Origin of the sequence: Carboxylicivirga litoralis, from assembly GCF_025499605.1 — a bacterium.
Classification (GTDB): domain Bacteria; phylum Bacteroidota; class Bacteroidia; order Bacteroidales; family Marinilabiliaceae; genus Carboxylicivirga; species Carboxylicivirga litoralis.
Genome location: NZ_JAFMVC010000005.1, coordinates 208,593 through 225,271, shown reverse-complemented (window position 1 = coordinate 225,271; position 16,679 = coordinate 208,593). Strand labels below are relative to the sequence as shown.

The following is a 16,679-nucleotide window of genomic DNA, read 5'->3' as shown; positions in this document are numbered from 1 at the left end:
GGGAGCGGCTTGGAACATTAGCTAATAGCTATCAACTGTTGGCTAGTAGCTTTTTTTTTTGATAGGATTTTAATACGGAATCAGCTTTTTATATTTTTTATTTCGCAAGTAAGCAGAGATTATGGTTCGCGTATCACCATTGTCATCATATAGTTCTATGTGTTCCTTAAATTGCTGAGGTACTTCAATACAGGCATCCTCTCCTATATAGCCCCAGCCAAGGTAACGACCATTTTCAATCACTACCAGGGCCATTTCATTATCATTCCGCCCTTTATCCAGTATTACCAAGTTATTATGTCCATATGATAGCTTCTTAAGTAATTCGAGCACACGATTATTATAATTCACATCATCCTCTTCTCCAACGCAGGCCCCTTTACAAGTCTTCAACTGGTATTGAAAACATCCGTGATTACCATCATATAGACCACACAGTTGCTGGCACAACTCATATTCTTCAATCCATTGAAACAAACGCTCTCTTCCCTCCTGCATGGTATCAAATGTTGCATTGGGCACATCAACACCGTTATTAGGCTTCAATAAAAGTCGAATGTAACCTCTTCGATCTGTATAGCTATACAAACCGATTTTACTTTTCGAGCGACGTTGAGCCCGATTATAACGGGGTTTCTCCTGCTTTATTTCATGCGATTCTTTCAACAAGGCAATTAGTTCACTCCCGGTCAGGTTAAAGCTAATATCGGCTGTATTTTGCTTCATTTCTATCCCTTTCTTGGTCTTTGGATTGCCAAGATGAGTAATGATGCGATTTCGGATGTTTTTACTCTTACCAATATAAATTAATTCACCATTCTCATTATGAAGATAGTAAACACCTGTTTTTGCGGGCAAACCTTTAATATGTTCCAATGACAGATCTGCATGTAAGCCATCAGCAGAAAATTCTTTATATGGATCTTCGGGATTTAATATACCATTGTTCTTCTTCAGTAATATCTCAAATAACTGAACCGTCGCCAAAGCATCGCCAGCAGCACGGTGGCGCGCTTCGTTACCAATACCTAACTCAGGACAAATTTTACCAAGACTATAGGATGCATGGCCGGGCAACAATTTTCGTGATAGTTTAACTGTACAAATGGTAGGCATATCAAAGTTGTAGCCCAAATTTTTAAACTCTTCTTTGATAAAATTGTAGTCAAATGCGGCATTGTGAGCAACAAAAACCGCATCTTTACATATCTCAACAACATCCTTGGCAATTTGATAAAACGGAGGAGCCGATTCAACCATTTCATTGGTTATACCGGTTAAAGAAGTAATAAACGGAGGAATATAAATCTCGGGTTTAACTAAGCTAACAAACTCATCAACAACACCATGTCCATCATGTCTGTAAATGGCAATTTCAGTTATTTTGCCATTCTTCATGTTCCCCCCGGTTGTTTCGATATCAACAATTACATACATGTACTAAAAATCCATCACATTAAAGTAACGGTAAAAGTACACATTTTAATTTTTTATTAATCAAAGCTTTCTGATTAAAAACCTCTAAAACCCTTGTATTTTCTTGGATACAGCAACTTTAAAAGCTATATTTGTAGTACGTTCATTGAAACAAAAATATTCCGCATCAGTCGTATTTAGATTGTTAAACTCAACACTAAAAGAACACCGAGTGACGCTATGTTTTTAAAGAGCGGGCCTCGCCCTTGTGGTTACTACTTGTAGTACGGAGGATTATCGATAATTACATGCACTCAAATCCTGTTTTCAGGAGTTTAAATAATCCCGGTTGATGCGGTTCTTTTTTTATAAATCCTTTAGTAATTTATTGGTACGACTACTATCCAAGCGTCGGTTCATTTGTTCCAGCACATCCTTCATCTTATCAAAGTGTTCTGAACTTTCGTAATGAAAATCGGTGGTTCCATAGTGATCCACAAGATTAATCACTTTCAAAACAGTAAGCTTGCTTATTGACGATGCGGGTTGATAAAAGGTATCTTCTGCACCCTGGTAATATATCTCAGAGATAATTTTACATTCAATCAATTGATTGAGTAATTCATTCACCAATCGAACCGGTAACTTTAACTCTAATGAAAGCTCTTGATTATCGTACGGCTCTTCCTCATTATCGAAACGTTTAACAATACGCTCTGTAATAAGTATCAAAAGCAAACGGCGGTATGAATGGGATATGTTTTTAATATCAGATTCGAACTCAAAACTATGGGCATTCTGATGTGCAAAGGTGAGTTCAGCTCCAAATAATACAATCAGCCAGCTCGTTTGCATCCAAAGAATAAACAATGGTAAGGCTGCAAAACCACCATAAACCAGATTGTAACTGGTTACACGGTGCATAATTTCAATGAATGAATGCTGCAATATCTGAAACATAATGGCCGTTACAAATGCTCCAAATAGTGCGGATTTGGTTTTCACACCAGCATTGGGCATAATTGACACCAGAAGAGTGAAAATAATCCACAAGATTAAAAATGAGCTAATTGGAACAAATAATCCGTAATGAAACCCCCAGCTTTCTAACTGCTTCGTAACAAACATTATCATACCACTCATTGAAGTCAAGAATAATATACCTACAAAACTCAATGAGATAAAATCACTAAATTTACGCAACAATCCACGCGGATGTTTTACTTTCCAAATATCATTAAAAGAAATTTCAACATTACTGAATATTTGAATAACTGACCATAACAAAACACCTAATCCTACACCGGCCAACTCGCCTCCGCGGGTCTTTTCAAGATAATTAAGTCCAAACTCAGCAACTTTATGCCATATTTCCTCCTGCCCTTCAAGACGGGTTTCCATTAATAATTCCAGTTTATCATTAACTCCAAATCCTTTAGCAATAGCAAAAGCCAAAGCTGTTATTGGTACAATAGAAAGCATGGAATAAAAAGACAAGGCAGATGCCTTTTGAGGGCAGCTGTCCTGAATGAAGCCTTTTATGGCAATGTAAATAATGCGTAAAATACGTATTAAGAAGAATTGTCTGCGTGTCGTCTTATCCGCTCTTACTCGCCATAGATCCTCGTGAAGATAATACTTAACTTTTTCGTAAAGATCCTTTATCATCATCAATGTGTTAAGTGCAAAAGAAAAAAATAGCAAGTCTATAAGCCGGGTCCTGTCCTCCATAAGGAGTGTCTATCATTTATCTAAAGCAACAGTCACCCGTTGCTTTTAGCGACCTACCCCTCATAACATCTAACGAAACAAAGCGAGCAGCCTTGCTCCTTGCGGAATTATGATATACATGGTCTTGCAATCCGTAAGGCGTACAACTAGGATAGTTACCTACCCCATTGGTGAGCTCTTACCTCACCTTTTCACCCTTACCCGAAGGCGGTTATTTTCTGCTACGCTACTAAACCCTCACGAGCTTCTTCCTATTCAGAAGTACGGTGCTCTATATTGCCCAGACTTTCCTCTCCAACCCACTGGTTGCAGCGATAGACCGACTTGCTATTAATGCAAAGCTACAATAAATTTTACTCAATCTTAAACGGTAGGTACTTATCTAACTCTACTAAATGAGCATCTTTATACCCAAGTGCTTTAATGCGTTGAAGTTCAGCTTCGGCTACATCGCCTTTAAATTGACCAGTCGTATAGCGAAAAATCTTATCCTTCATCCTAAATTCCATCACATCATCTATGTTTTTAAAGTGTGATAAATAAACCGGGAACCGGAAAGCACTCAATTGGACTGTATAAACTTTATTTGGGTCAATCTTTTTAGAAGAGACATTAACACCAGCCGCATGTTCATTTATGGCATATTTTCTTGTATTCACCACAAAAGCTTGATCATAACCTTTAGTTATTACGCCTTCCAGTGCAGATTTTGCTTCGGCATACGAGTTATACTCACCAACACAAAATCTTAAGTACCCATCATCACATGAATATTCACGAGCTACATCAATGTTTTTAAAAAACTCAGGAGCCTGAGGAGGTAAGCGTAAGGCAATAATCTGAATGGCGTAATACGGTGCTTGTGCTTCACTCATCCTGATTATCTTTTTATTTGTACGCAAGGCTTCCAGTTTATCTGCTTTAGCGCCTATACTTAGCACAAACATGAAAGCATATAGAATTAGATATTTTAGTTTCATTATTGACACGTTATTACGATTTCACTAGTTCATTAAATTAATCCAGTATTCGCCAAACAACAACCTCAATTCGACGATTAATCAGATGCTCACTGTCAGAGCAGTATACACCACGCTTACATTTATTCTTTAAATAGCGTTCACCATAACCACGAGGTATCATCTGATCATCATTAATTCCTTTCGAAATCATTATTTGCTCAGCTTTTTCAGCTATACTTTGAGATACGTTTAAGTTATTATACCTATTCCCTTTTGCTTCTGTGTGACCATTCAATTTCACTACAATATTAGGGTTTTGCAATAGGTAAGTTGCCAATTCATCTAAAACAGCTAAGCCTTCTTTTGTTATTTCATTTCCTTCATAAGGAATTATCATCATACCAATATCATCAAGAACATCATCGTTAAAGATTGGTGTTAAACTTAATCCATTATTATTGATATCATCTACTTCCATTATATTCACAATCATTCGTTTAGAATTAAATTCACCACCTTTAGAGAATTTAATTTCGAACTCTTGCTCCTCCTTCTTATATTCATCAGGTATTGCTATTGATACCCTTCCATCATCTCCGGTAACACCTGAAGCGATTAAGGTTCCATCATTAGCATCACGTATTTCTACCAATACACCAGGAATTATACTCCCATTGTACGTAGAAGTAATCTTAGTTTGTAAGCTAGCCGGGAACATTGACAAATCCACAACCGGTATAGGCTCTGGCACTACTACTGGTGTTGTGTCAGCCGGCACTTCAGCTTGCATATCAACAACTGGCACTTCATCTAAACCAAAAATTGGAGGTGCATCTGTTTCTTCTTCCTGTACCAAAGGTGGAGCAATTGTAAAAATAGCATCCTCTCTACCGGAACCTAAACGGTTTGATGATAAATAACCTCTTGAGTTATCTGCTGGGTTAATTACATAACCAAAATCATCCATTCCACTGTTGATAGGTCGACGCATGTTGCTGACATTTCCAAAACCATTGGCTGTCCTTTCTGCTTTAAAGATATCTAGCCCCCCAAAACCAACGTGACCATCAGAAGCAAATACTAAACTTCCATCTTTTGTAATATAAGGCCACTCTTCATCTCCAAAAGTATTTATTTCTGGTCCTACATTTTGACCTTTACCTACATCACCAGATGGTTTAATTTCTGCATACCACAAATCCTTGCCTCCATATCCACCTCGTTGTGTTGATGTATAATACAAGTATTTATTATCATTAGACACAGCTGGATGTGCAACATTATATCCATCTGAACTGATGGATAAAACACGCTCATTCACCCAGTCCTCACCATCGTATTCAGCTGTAAATATTTTTAAACGACTATCACCACCCTTTATACGTACAGGCTTTGTGTAATATATCCTACTATTGTCACTTGTAAAAGCAGTTGCACCGACGTGAGAATCCGACTCTAGGTTTTTCGAAAACGATTGACTCCCCTCTTGTAATTCACCATTTTCAATCCTCAAATAAGCCAGGTTAAGAATCCCTTTTCCTGAACGGTCTACTTCTTTACTTTTTTCTTTCTCTGCCGAATAAACAACCCCATTTTTATAGTATTGAATACCGAAAGAAACGTCGCCTACTAACATCGTTTCAGGGTTTACAACTACAGTTGTATCCAATCTACCATTCTTTTCTGCCCACCTACATGCTTCAATTAGCTTATTCATGTCAATGGGATTAACACCTTCAACTTTTTTGGCCTTTTCGTACCATTCTATAGCCACATCAAAACCACCTTGCATATGCCAACACGAGGCATAATTGACGATATCAATACCTTCAAGCGCATCTTGCAATTCGATATATGTATCAAAAGCGCTTTGAATATCCTTAAGACCATAATGGCAGCGTGCAATTTCAAGCTTTACTTGCGTATTAAATTGTGCACCCTTCTCTTTGGCCAAGTCGTAATATTCCAATGCTCTGAAATACTCTTCATTGGCTAAAAACTCCTGTGCCTTCTTCAGCTCATTACGCTGCGTAAATGCCGAAGTAAATGACAGTAGCATTAAAAGAAGAAGTGTTATTCGAGAATTAGGTTTCATCGGTTAAAATATTTAATCCAAAATTCTTTTTTAAATCCAATCGCTGATACTCTTTAGAAGTATCGAATTGAGCGCATTCCTGCTCTCTTGTTAAAAGAGAAATCAAACTGTAAGCCAATTTCGTGTGAACCATATGTTCCATATTTCCCCAGCTTAGACAGTGAATAATCAAAGGAATAGCGAACCGTCCACTGGCGGTTAATAATGAACTCAGTTAAAAGTACCATCTCGGAAATACTGCGATAACCAGCTCCTAACCAGATACGCTCATTTAACAACACATTAGCTGAAACATCAAAGGTTAGTGGCGCACCAACAACCGTTCGGATTAAAGCTGTTGGTTTTACTTTAACATCACCCCAGTCGAAAATATATCCCCCGTACCAATACGAGTGCATATCTTCGAAGCTGACAGTATTTTTAAACTTACCATCGTTTTCATTGGCTTCGTCGAAATTTGGCCTAAAAAAGCGCGGAATAGAGAAGCCAGCAAAATAGTTCTCTGCATAATAATAAGCTCCAATACCAAAATTAAAACCAATTAACGACTGCTTTCCATCAAAAACGGGGTCACCATAATCTTGGGTTATCGCCTTTGTACCATCATAAACATTTGAAGTTACTCCTAATTGCAAACCTAGCGCAAGAAAGTTTCTACGCCCCATTTGCAGCTTATAAGAACCAGCGGCCATAAAATTGAAGTTATTAGAGAACCCTAAGCGGTCATTCTCTAGTACAACCCCAACTCCCAGGTTAGTATCCTCGATAGGTCCATGAACATTGATAGCCTGATTCATAGGTGCATCGCTCATACCTAACCATTGGTTACGACTGATTATTAATCCACTAATGACATCTCTGGTACCATTATAAGCCGGGTTTAACACCCCCTGATTACTTATGTAATGGTTATACTGAGCCTGATCCTGAGCATTGGTAAACAATGGCAAAACCATTAGCATTAATATAGGCAGTAGATATTTCATCTGTATAGATTTTACTTTTAATCTTTTATCTTCTTAGCTCAATAAAGCCGGTGTACTCTTTGGACACTTTCTCTCCATTTTCAATACCATCATCGGTATCATCAACAATAATGTCAATTTTAAATACATAGAAATATGTTCCACTTGGTAATTTCTGGCCTAACGACACCATTCCTGCGTTAGACGTTCCATCCCAATAGTCTTCGTTGTAATTCTTACCTTTTGAACGATAAATAATCGATCCCCAACGATTATACACCTCTAATTTCGACTCTGCTACTTCACTTTCAAATCGACCTGAAATCACAAACTTATCGTTGAAGCCATCTCCATTTGGAGAGAATGCATTTGGTATTAATAGATTATCGTCTTCTGAAAGGTCATAATTACCAGCAAAGAAGTAAACCCTTGCAGTATCCCGTCTATCAAGATAATCTGTATTGAATACTACATAGTCAATCGAATCACGACCATAGAATGTTGGTAACTTCGTAAATGTAATACGTCCATCAGGATATATTTTAACATTGTTACCAATATCTGTATTCATCTCAGTTATACGATTGGCCTCTGGTAATAAATCATAATTCTCACCCTTCGACAAATCAACCAAACTAAAGAATATATTCTTAGTATCACCTGCTACATTGATATCTAATGAAGCATCGCTATCATCATTTTTCCAAACACTTGTATCGGCTTGACTCTTACCATACGGCACTGGAAGAATATCATCAATAGCAATAAGAGGTTTTTCATAAATTTTAACGCTACCTGCCATCATTCGACTACAACCAAATTCTGACGCATTGATAGTATATAATCCTCCATCACTCATAGTGCGATAATCAAGTTCAGAACCTGAACCAGGTAGCTCTACTGTTGGGGTCATAATTAAACCATCTTTTAGTAATGTGTAAACCACACCTGTAGTAGAATTATCTAATCGAATAGTATCAGCATTAATAGAACCATAGCCAATTTCACCTTCATTAATAGTTTCAAATCCTCGCGATGGTGCTCCTACCTGCATATTGAACAATTGAATTTCAGGATATGCATTAATTGTAAAATCAGTACTATTATTAACACAACCACTATCAAATGATTTGGCAGTTACATAGTATGTTCCTGCTAACACTGATTCTTTGAACTCTAATACACCAGCATCACCTGATAAGAAGCTAATCCTATTACCCGTTGCTTGTTCAACAATGTAATAGTCGACTCCAGCTTCAACGGCAGTAAGCGAAATCTTAATTCCATCAGCATCCCAACAATAGTTCATATCTATTGTAGATTCTACAACTGGTTGTGTTGGAGCCAGTGTTAATTCAGCTCTAACCATTCCTAGTTCCTTCTCACAAGTTAATCCTGCTTTTGAAGCAATGACGGTATAGAATATTTCGCCCAATTCAGTTTCGGTGAACGATATTGTCAATGCACTTCCTGTACCATTTACAGTTGTTTTAATATCACCACTATCTTCATCGACCACACGATATTCAACACCAGTTTCACTACCGTCGAGGTTAATTACAACTTGCTCTGAAGAACAAACATATGCATCTGCAATACTTACATCAAATTCAGCAGGTGCTTCAGACTCAGTAATAACAATATCAGCACTACTAATCTCACAACCAGAAGTTAAACCTTTAGCTACTACATGATATGTTCCGGCAGTTGCCTTGGTTGGGAATACTTTATCATCGCCATCTGTACCTTCAACAAATGCTATTGTAGTACCTGAAGCATCTACTAACTGATAACCAACACCAGATTGTGTTCCTAATACAGAGAACTCTACTCCTTCTTCACCTGCACAATAACCCGTATCGGCATTTGGACTAATAACTGGAGCTACAGGCTCTGAGGTAACTATAAAGTCTTCACCAACACCATCCCCATCTCTGTCATTCATTTTAACACGACATGTTGTTGTTACTGTTGAAGGTGTTGGATAGGATGCATAAACAGCATAAGTACCAAAAGCTACTTCTCCAAGCTCCAACGGAGTACCCTCATTACTACCTGTAACAGTGTAAATAGTCGTTTCAGTTGTTCCGTCAATCTTCACAAGTTCATAAATAGTTCCTACTTCCTGATCACTAATGGAAACGTTGTAACCAGTTGTGCCATCTGCACAATATACGTATGGAGCTTCTCCTACAATATTTTGATTTGCAGGACCAGCTACTTTTTGAACCGTAATTGAACCTTTCATATTGGAGGTACAGGTATTAGGCGAAATAGCTACAACAGTATATGTTCCAGGACCTTCTGTAAAATATCCAAACTTAATTGTTCCTGTTGTTGAACCAGCAATTACTGGTGCGCCAATATCGGTTAATACGCCACTTTCAAGATATTGCAATTGATAGGTAACACCATCTTCAGAACCATCCAGTTCAATAGGAGCTCCCACTGTATCATCACAATATTTACCTGAACCAACCAGGCTAAATGCAGTTGGTAATTCATGAATAGTGAAAGTTATGCGGTTATTCATTTCAATATTTGCAGTACATGCCGCTGAGGTAGCCGTAACATAATACGTTCCTTCCTGACCATACTCTCCAAATGTTATTGGATTACCTGTACTACCGGCAACAGCAGAACCAACTGCAGTTGCAGTACCGGAACCATCAATACGCATTAACTGATAGCTCACTCCATCTTCTGAGTCTTCTAATCCATAAACAGGATTAAAAGGATCTCCATTACATTTTTCTAATAGAGTGGAAGTCAGTGTTTGACGAGCAATAGCCCCCACAACATTAACGACAACGTCGTTTAGGTATAGTTCGCATCCGTTTAGCTCAGCCAATACTGAATACGTAGCTGCTACATCTATAACTCTATCAAAATCTAAATCGCTTCCATCACCGGTAACTGTATAACCACTACCTACAACCGGGAAGTAATCCGGACCTACTCTTTTAACTAAAGTGTAGTTAACACCAACTTCAGAGCTCCTTACTGTTACTATAGCACCTGTTGTACAATCTGTACCCGGATCAGTCACTTCAACGACTACTGTATTATCAGGTAATGGCTTTTCTATTATAGTAATAGGTGTGTCGTTCATATTAACAATACAGTTAGCTCCTGATAAAGCTCTTGCTCTAAGATCATAGCTACCTGCTACAGCCAATTCAAAATCTAATCTTCCACCCGTACCAGTTACAGCAACTCCCTGTGTTCCATCATCATTATTATACCAGAAGTACTCAACATCCGTATCTGAGTTATCGATATGTAGGAAAGTTGTTTCGCCCTGACAGAAATCTCCATCAGAGACAATAGGGTACTTAGTTGGCAACACATCTTTAGTTACATCAATGGCATTAGAAGTAACAACACATAGTGAAGGTGAACCTGTACTTGCTTCTACTGTATAAACTCCTTCAGCTAAGTGGTTTCCAAATGTTAAAGTTCCACCAGTAATTGGTGTTCCAACAGGATTGCCATCTAACAGTAGCTGATATGAAATAGTCGGCTCGCTAACATCGAGTGTTAACTCCACTCCATCACCATCATTCGCACAATAATGACCATTATCTTCTGCTAATAAATTAAAGGCTGCTGGTAAACTAACTCTTTCTACAGTTACAGTTCCACTCATATAATATGTACAACCACTGTGCACAACTATAACAGAATAAACTCCTTCTGTAGTATAGTCTCCAAAAGTAATTGGTGCATCTGTACCTGCTACAACTACAGGAGTTGGTGCAATTGGTGCATTATTAAAATACAATTCATAGTCGTATCCTGATTGTGAACCTGATAACGAAAGTGTTACTACATCAGTACCGTCATCACAATACTTTCCATCTTTTGTTCCTTCAATTGTAAAAGTTGTATTAATAGCTGGATCTCCAGTTGCATCGAATGAACCATTCATATCGGCGATACAAATAATACCACCATTATCTTTTACAGCCCTAACTGTGTAAGTGCCAACTTTCAATGTTACACCAACAAACGTAAGAGGTCCACCAGCACTTGTTTGCGTTGCCTCAATATTTCCGTTTAGTAATAACTCATAATCAACACCTGCATCAGAACCATCAAGTGTAACGTCAATTACATCACCACAACTTTGTTCAGTCGTAGGTGATACATTGTAAATATTTAGTTCAGCGTACTCTTCTACGAACACACGATTATTCATTTCAATTGGCGGTGTTGGAGGTGTACCGTCGTAATATGCAACCACATAAAACTCAGCAGCCGGACTTGTTCCACTAATATTTGTCCATTCAACTGTTGTGGTACCAGCATCTGCTAAAACTTTACCAAGTGATACATCAGGCGTACCTACCTGGAATAATTCGTAAGTAATATCTGGTTGGAAACCTGACAAGCTAATAGAAGCAATACTACCCCCAAAACAATGTCCTGCTTCAGAAGCAATAACATCAAAGCCTGTAATTCCTTCATAAATTCCTACTGTAATCTCCTGATAAACATTACATCCGGCAGCATTGAATATATATACTCGTACAATATCACCATGATCCAATACAGGATTAGCACTAGGTGCTTCAGTACTCACTACTAAATTGTCAATTGCACTTCTCGCTTGTAACTCGGTGCTTACTCCTCCTCCATCAATTTTATAGAAGGCATACTCTACTCCACCTGTTGCTGTGAAAGTAATATCGGTTCCTTTTATAACATTATTACTTGGAGCAGCAGTGAAAGGAGTTCCGGTAGGAAGTGCATTAACAGTTACTGGCAATGTAAATTCAGCACCAACACATCCTGCTGTACTTTCATAAATCACTTTAACCGACTGTGCTCCATCTGTATCCCACAGAACATCAATACTACTTAGTGTCGGATCACTAGTAATAGTACCTCCTGTCACAGTCCACACATAATTAACGTAACCAGCTTCTGCTGTATATGTGCCAGCATCACCATTACACACATTATCCGGACCTGAAGTAATTACAGGAGTTGGTGTTGTATTTACAGCAATTGGAATACCTGCATGCGTATCATCACAACCTGTTGCACCAATTGCTCTAACAGTAACAACCTGACCATCAGTTAAGCCAGAAGCAACATAAGTATCAGAAGGATCTGGTCCTTGTACAGAAACTGCATCTACATAAAACTCATATGTAACACCTCCTGTAGCAGTAAAGGTAACATCTTCAATACTACAAATGGTTGTCTTATCGGCACTTAAGCCAGCAGTTACAACATTTACAGTTATATTTTCAATCGTTGAATTAACAGCATCACAACCATTAGTATTAACATAATTAAGCGAGATTGTATAAGGTGCAACACCATCCCATGTAATGTCAATGGTTTCTTCGTCAAGAGCACCGCTTGTTAGTGTACCTCCTGATATTACCCAAGTATAATTTCCTTTTCCAAGACCAAGGGTATTAGCAGCATACGTTTCCGTATCACCAAAACAAAGGTCTGTGTTTCCAACGATAGAAACTACAGGGACTGCACTAACAGTAACCGGTAGAACTGTTGGAGCAGCTGCCGGACATCCTGCCACATCGTAGTTAACAGAAATTTCTTCAGCACCTGTTGTTGTATTCCAAACAACACTAACTTCATATGGATTGGCTGTTGTGGTTATTGTTCCACCAACAATATCCCAATCGTAATTATTTGCTCCTGGTTCAGTTGAATATAAATAAGTGTGTTCAGTACAAACCACATCCGAACCTGTAATTGTTGGTGATGGCAAATCTGTAACAGTTACATTGTAAACTGTTGCAGCAGCTGCATCACACAAATTACCATCCGTATAAGATAAGCTAACACTTTGCGCTCCAAACACATTCCAGGTTACATCAACAGTTGTTCCATTATCTGGACCTACAATTGTTCCGCCTACGACAGACCACTTATAGTTGGTCATCCCTAAATCAGGAGTTGTATAAGTTTGTGTTGAATTATTACATGCGACAGCAGGCCCATTAATGGTTGGTACTGGTAGCGGATTAACGGTAATTACTTCCGAACTTGGAGTTTCAGCTGCACAGCCATCAGAGTTATCATAATTAACATTGATAGAATAAGGTGCAATGCCATCCCACTGCACATCTACAGATGCAGCATTGTCAGCTCCAATTATAGTACCACCTGTTACAGTCCAAATCCAGTTTGACTCTCCTGAGCCTGAATCAGTTGTATACGTTTCTAAAGCATCAAAACAAACCGTAGTATTTCCATTTATTCCAGGATTTGGGCGTGTATTGATAACAACAGTATAAATATTTGATAAGGCTGAACATCCAGTCGCACTGTAAGATGCTTCAACTGCAATATCTGTTGTTACAGCAAAACCACTTGCATGAGTATAGGTGTTATTTGGTCCGCGATACAATTCCGTGGCACTTCCAACAGGACCCGACCAGAAAACATATTCATCGTAACCAGGAGTTGCTGTTATAGTAATCGATTCATTTTCACAGAACTCATCACCAAGAACAGGTGTGGTTATAGCCACAACAGGAATTGGATTCATTGTAACTGATGTTGTTGCTCTGTCAGAACAACCCGTTGTCATATTATAGACATCTACATCAATGGTTGAGGAAGCAGTTACTGTATAAACTAAGTTTTTACTTGAACCTCTTCCCTGACTTGCGCCGTTTACAAAGAATTCGTATTCATATGTATCTGTTGTGTTATCATTTAAATCATTGGCTGTGAAGGTAAGCACTTCATTCTCACAAACCACGAAACTTGGTGGCGAAACATTAATGGTAGCCTGCACTTCATTTACTACAACATCAGTAGTGGTAGTGGCACTACATGTTCCGTCATACACTTCTAATGTATAAGTTCCTGCCATTGCAGTTGTCGCATTGGCAATAGTTGGATTTTGTAAATTACTACTAAAAGTATTCGGTCCGGTCCACGTATATGTGGTCATACCACCTGGTCCGCCGTATAATTCAATTTGATCTCCCGCACATACATCAGTATTACTTGATGCTGTTGGAGATGGTAAGGCATTTATTGTAACGGTTACTACATCTTCAGTGCTTGTACATCCAAGGTTATCAACTACGGTTACTCCATAATCCCCACCATCAGCAAGGGTGACAGGATCAATTGTTAAAGTAGATGCTGTTTCACCAGGAATTACGACACCACCTTTAGTCCATACATATGAGTTGTATATTCCGCTTCCATTGGCAGGTGTAGCAGTTAAAGTTAAAGTTGCTCCATTACAAACTGGTGCATTATAAGCTACCGTAACAGTTGGGTTTTCATTGACTACCAATGTAGTAGTCGCAGCCACTGTTGATGAACATGTATTATCATCGGTCACCACAACACTGTAAACACCTGCATCTGCAAGAGTAACAGGGTTGATTGTAAATACATCAGTTGCATAGGCTAAAGGATTACCATCTTTTTGCCAGCTATATGAATATGGTGCCGTTCCTCCTGTTGGAGTGGCACTAATATCTACAGAACCGCCATCACAAACAGGGCCAGTATTACCGGCAGTAACTGTTGGATTTGCATTAACAATAACATCGGTTGTTTCTGTACCAAAACACCCATTAATATCTTCAACCGTTAAGCTATAGATTCCTGCGTCCGCAAGAGTAATCTCTGTAATTAACGGATCTTCCACATTACTAGTAAAGCCATTTGGACCTGTCCATGAGTAAGATACATAAGGTCCGGAACTACAACTCAACTGTACATCTCCGCCTTCACAAACAGGACTATCATTAGTGACTGTTGGTTTGAAGAATGGTATAACAATTATAACTGCAGGTAAAGACTCGGCACTAACACAGCCATTATTATCAGTAACGATAACCGTATAGGCTCCTATATCTCCAATTGCTACCGGATCAATTGTTAAGGTCGATCCTGTTTGTCCTACAATTTCAGCACCATCACGGTACCAAGTATATGTGGTATATGTTCCACTTCCTCCAGCAGCGGTTGCTGCAATAGTTAACGGTTCTCCTTCACAAATAGTTGTCGGTCCAAGAGGCACAGTAACTGTTGGGTTATCATTAACAACCACAATTGTTGATGCCATCACAGCAGAACAAAGATTAGCATCAGTTACGATCAATTGGTATTCACCAGCGGCAGCTAGTGTTACATTATTAATTGTAAAGGCATCAGTATTATAAGTCGCTCCGCTTGGCACATGTGTCCATGCATATGTATAAGGACCTACACCTCCAGTAACCGTCGAAGAAACGGTTAAATCACCTCCAACACAAATTGGTCCTGAATTATTTGCAATTACAGCAGGATTTTCAAATACCGTTACCGTTGTTGTTGCTGTATTTACACAAGTATTCTCATCCTCAACAGTAAGGGTAAAAGTATGACTACCTATACCATAATCGTTAGAGGATAACGTTAAATCCTGCGTTGTTCCCGCTTCGGAAGCATCCGGATTAGACCAAGTATAATTGGTTAAATCATCAGGATCACCCTCTAAAGTAAAGTCACTTCCCAGGCAAACATCACCAGTATTACCAGCCGAAGCTGATGGCAAAGGATTCACTGTAACCACAGCACTTCCAGCCATATCTTTCGAACACGAATTATCTAAAACATTTTTAGCACGCATACTATAGGTACCTGCTGCAGTAACTGAAAAGTCCATCGAATTACCAGTTCCAGATACTGGTATTCCTTCCACTCCATCTTTAACCAAAAAATACTCGATGCCCGTTTCAGAACCATTAAGTGTAAGAGTGGCAGTTTGCCCAGTACAAATAGAAACATCCGAACCAAAAGTAAATTCGGTCGGAGTAGTTCTTACATATGTGTAGTCATTATCGGCAATTCCAACAGGGTTACCTATATCATCATATTGCTGATAGCCAAAATAGATTCGAACGGTATTGTGATACGTCGCATCAACTCTGCCGGGGTAAAAGCGAAGCACTGTTGAAGCCCCTGTCCCACTATAATCCGCCCACTCCGGATGTAGTTCCGGTGTTCCGCCATAGTAAGCAACAACTGTCCAAACGATAGATTCTGTTCGCGGATCAATTGTTGGAGGCACTAATTCAACATAGCCATCCTCCGAACAATATTCAGAATCAAGTGATGGTATTGTACCATTCACTCCTTTAAGCCTTGCACTTCCTGAAAACTGCTCATTGAAAAAGGCCCGCATTGCCTTCTTCTCACTACTTGGAATAGATTGTGCATCAACATTTACAATACTTGCTAATGCGAACGCTACAACAACTAATAAAGGCTTTAAAAATCTTACTCTTCTCATAAACATTGAGTCTATTTTGGTCCCCAACTTCACAATGCTCCTACACAGCATTAAAAATATAATTTCGTATCTTAAGTATTAGGCCAACACACACTATTTATTGCAATTTTTTATCAACACCCCCTTTACGTTGACAAACACCTCAAGCCTAACACTCATAAACCACTTGCTTAATTAACAATAAAACCAACCAAGCGCATGATTAAGGTTTGTACGAGACCACT

6 protein-coding genes and 1 other RNA gene are annotated in these 16,679 nt (G+C 38.7%); all 7 read right to left on the bottom strand.

The window, feature by feature from the left end; translation table 11 throughout:
- Positions 1-69: 69 nt before the first annotated feature.
- A complete protein-coding gene (locus tag J1N10_RS07310) occupies positions 70-1,437 on the bottom strand; it encodes an exonuclease domain-containing protein (RefSeq protein ID WP_262326036.1) in 1,368 nt (455 codons plus the stop codon).
- 345 nt (positions 1,438-1,782) lie between these two features.
- Entirely contained in the window at positions 1,783-3,087 is a 1,305-nt protein-coding gene (locus tag J1N10_RS07305) for a YihY/virulence factor BrkB family protein (protein ID WP_262326035.1), read from the bottom strand.
- Between the two features lie 22 nt (positions 3,088-3,109).
- Positions 3,110-3,478, bottom strand: an RNA gene (gene rnpB, locus J1N10_RS07300) — RNase P RNA component class A.
- Between the two features lie 22 nt (positions 3,479-3,500).
- Positions 3,501-4,127 carry an SPOR domain-containing protein gene (locus J1N10_RS07295; RefSeq protein ID WP_262326034.1) on the bottom strand — a complete coding sequence of 209 codons (627 nt, stop codon included), beginning with the start codon at positions 4,125-4,127 and terminating at the stop codon, positions 3,501-3,503.
- Positions 4,128-4,164: 37 nt separating this feature from the next.
- Positions 4,165-6,204 (bottom strand): OmpA family protein, encoded by a 2,040-nt coding sequence (locus tag J1N10_RS07290; RefSeq protein ID WP_262326033.1) that lies wholly within the window; start codon positions 6,202-6,204, stop codon positions 4,165-4,167.
- A 53-nt stretch (positions 6,205-6,257) separates the two neighbouring features.
- Positions 6,258-7,190, bottom strand: coding sequence for a PorP/SprF family type IX secretion system membrane protein (locus J1N10_RS07285; protein ID WP_262326032.1), 933 nt, complete (start codon positions 7,188-7,190; stop codon positions 6,258-6,260).
- A gap of 25 nt (positions 7,191-7,215) precedes the next feature.
- Entirely contained in the window at positions 7,216-16,455 is a 9,240-nt protein-coding gene (locus J1N10_RS07280) for a T9SS type B sorting domain-containing protein (RefSeq protein WP_262326031.1), read from the bottom strand.
- Positions 16,456-16,679 lie beyond the last annotated feature (224 nt).

What these genes read in the sequence shown, in the direction of transcription:
- J1N10_RS07310 (WP_262326036.1), bottom strand. Translation starts at nt 1,437, where the DNA reads ATGTATGTAATTGTTGATATCGAAACAACCGGGGGGAACATGAAGAAT.
- J1N10_RS07305 (WP_262326035.1), bottom strand. Translation starts at nt 3,087, where the DNA reads ATGATGATAAAGGATCTTTACGAAAAAGTTAAGTATTATCTTCACGAG.
- J1N10_RS07295 (WP_262326034.1), bottom strand. Translation starts at nt 4,127, where the DNA reads ATGAAACTAAAATATCTAATTCTATATGCTTTCATGTTTGTGCTAAGT.
- J1N10_RS07290 (WP_262326033.1), bottom strand. Translation starts at nt 6,204, where the DNA reads ATGAAACCTAATTCTCGAATAACACTTCTTCTTTTAATGCTACTGTCA.
- J1N10_RS07285 (WP_262326032.1), bottom strand. Translation starts at nt 7,190, where the DNA reads ATGAAATATCTACTGCCTATATTAATGCTAATGGTTTTGCCATTGTTT.
- J1N10_RS07280 (WP_262326031.1), bottom strand. Translation starts at nt 16,455, where the DNA reads ATGAGAAGAGTAAGATTTTTAAAGCCTTTATTAGTTGTTGTAGCGTTC.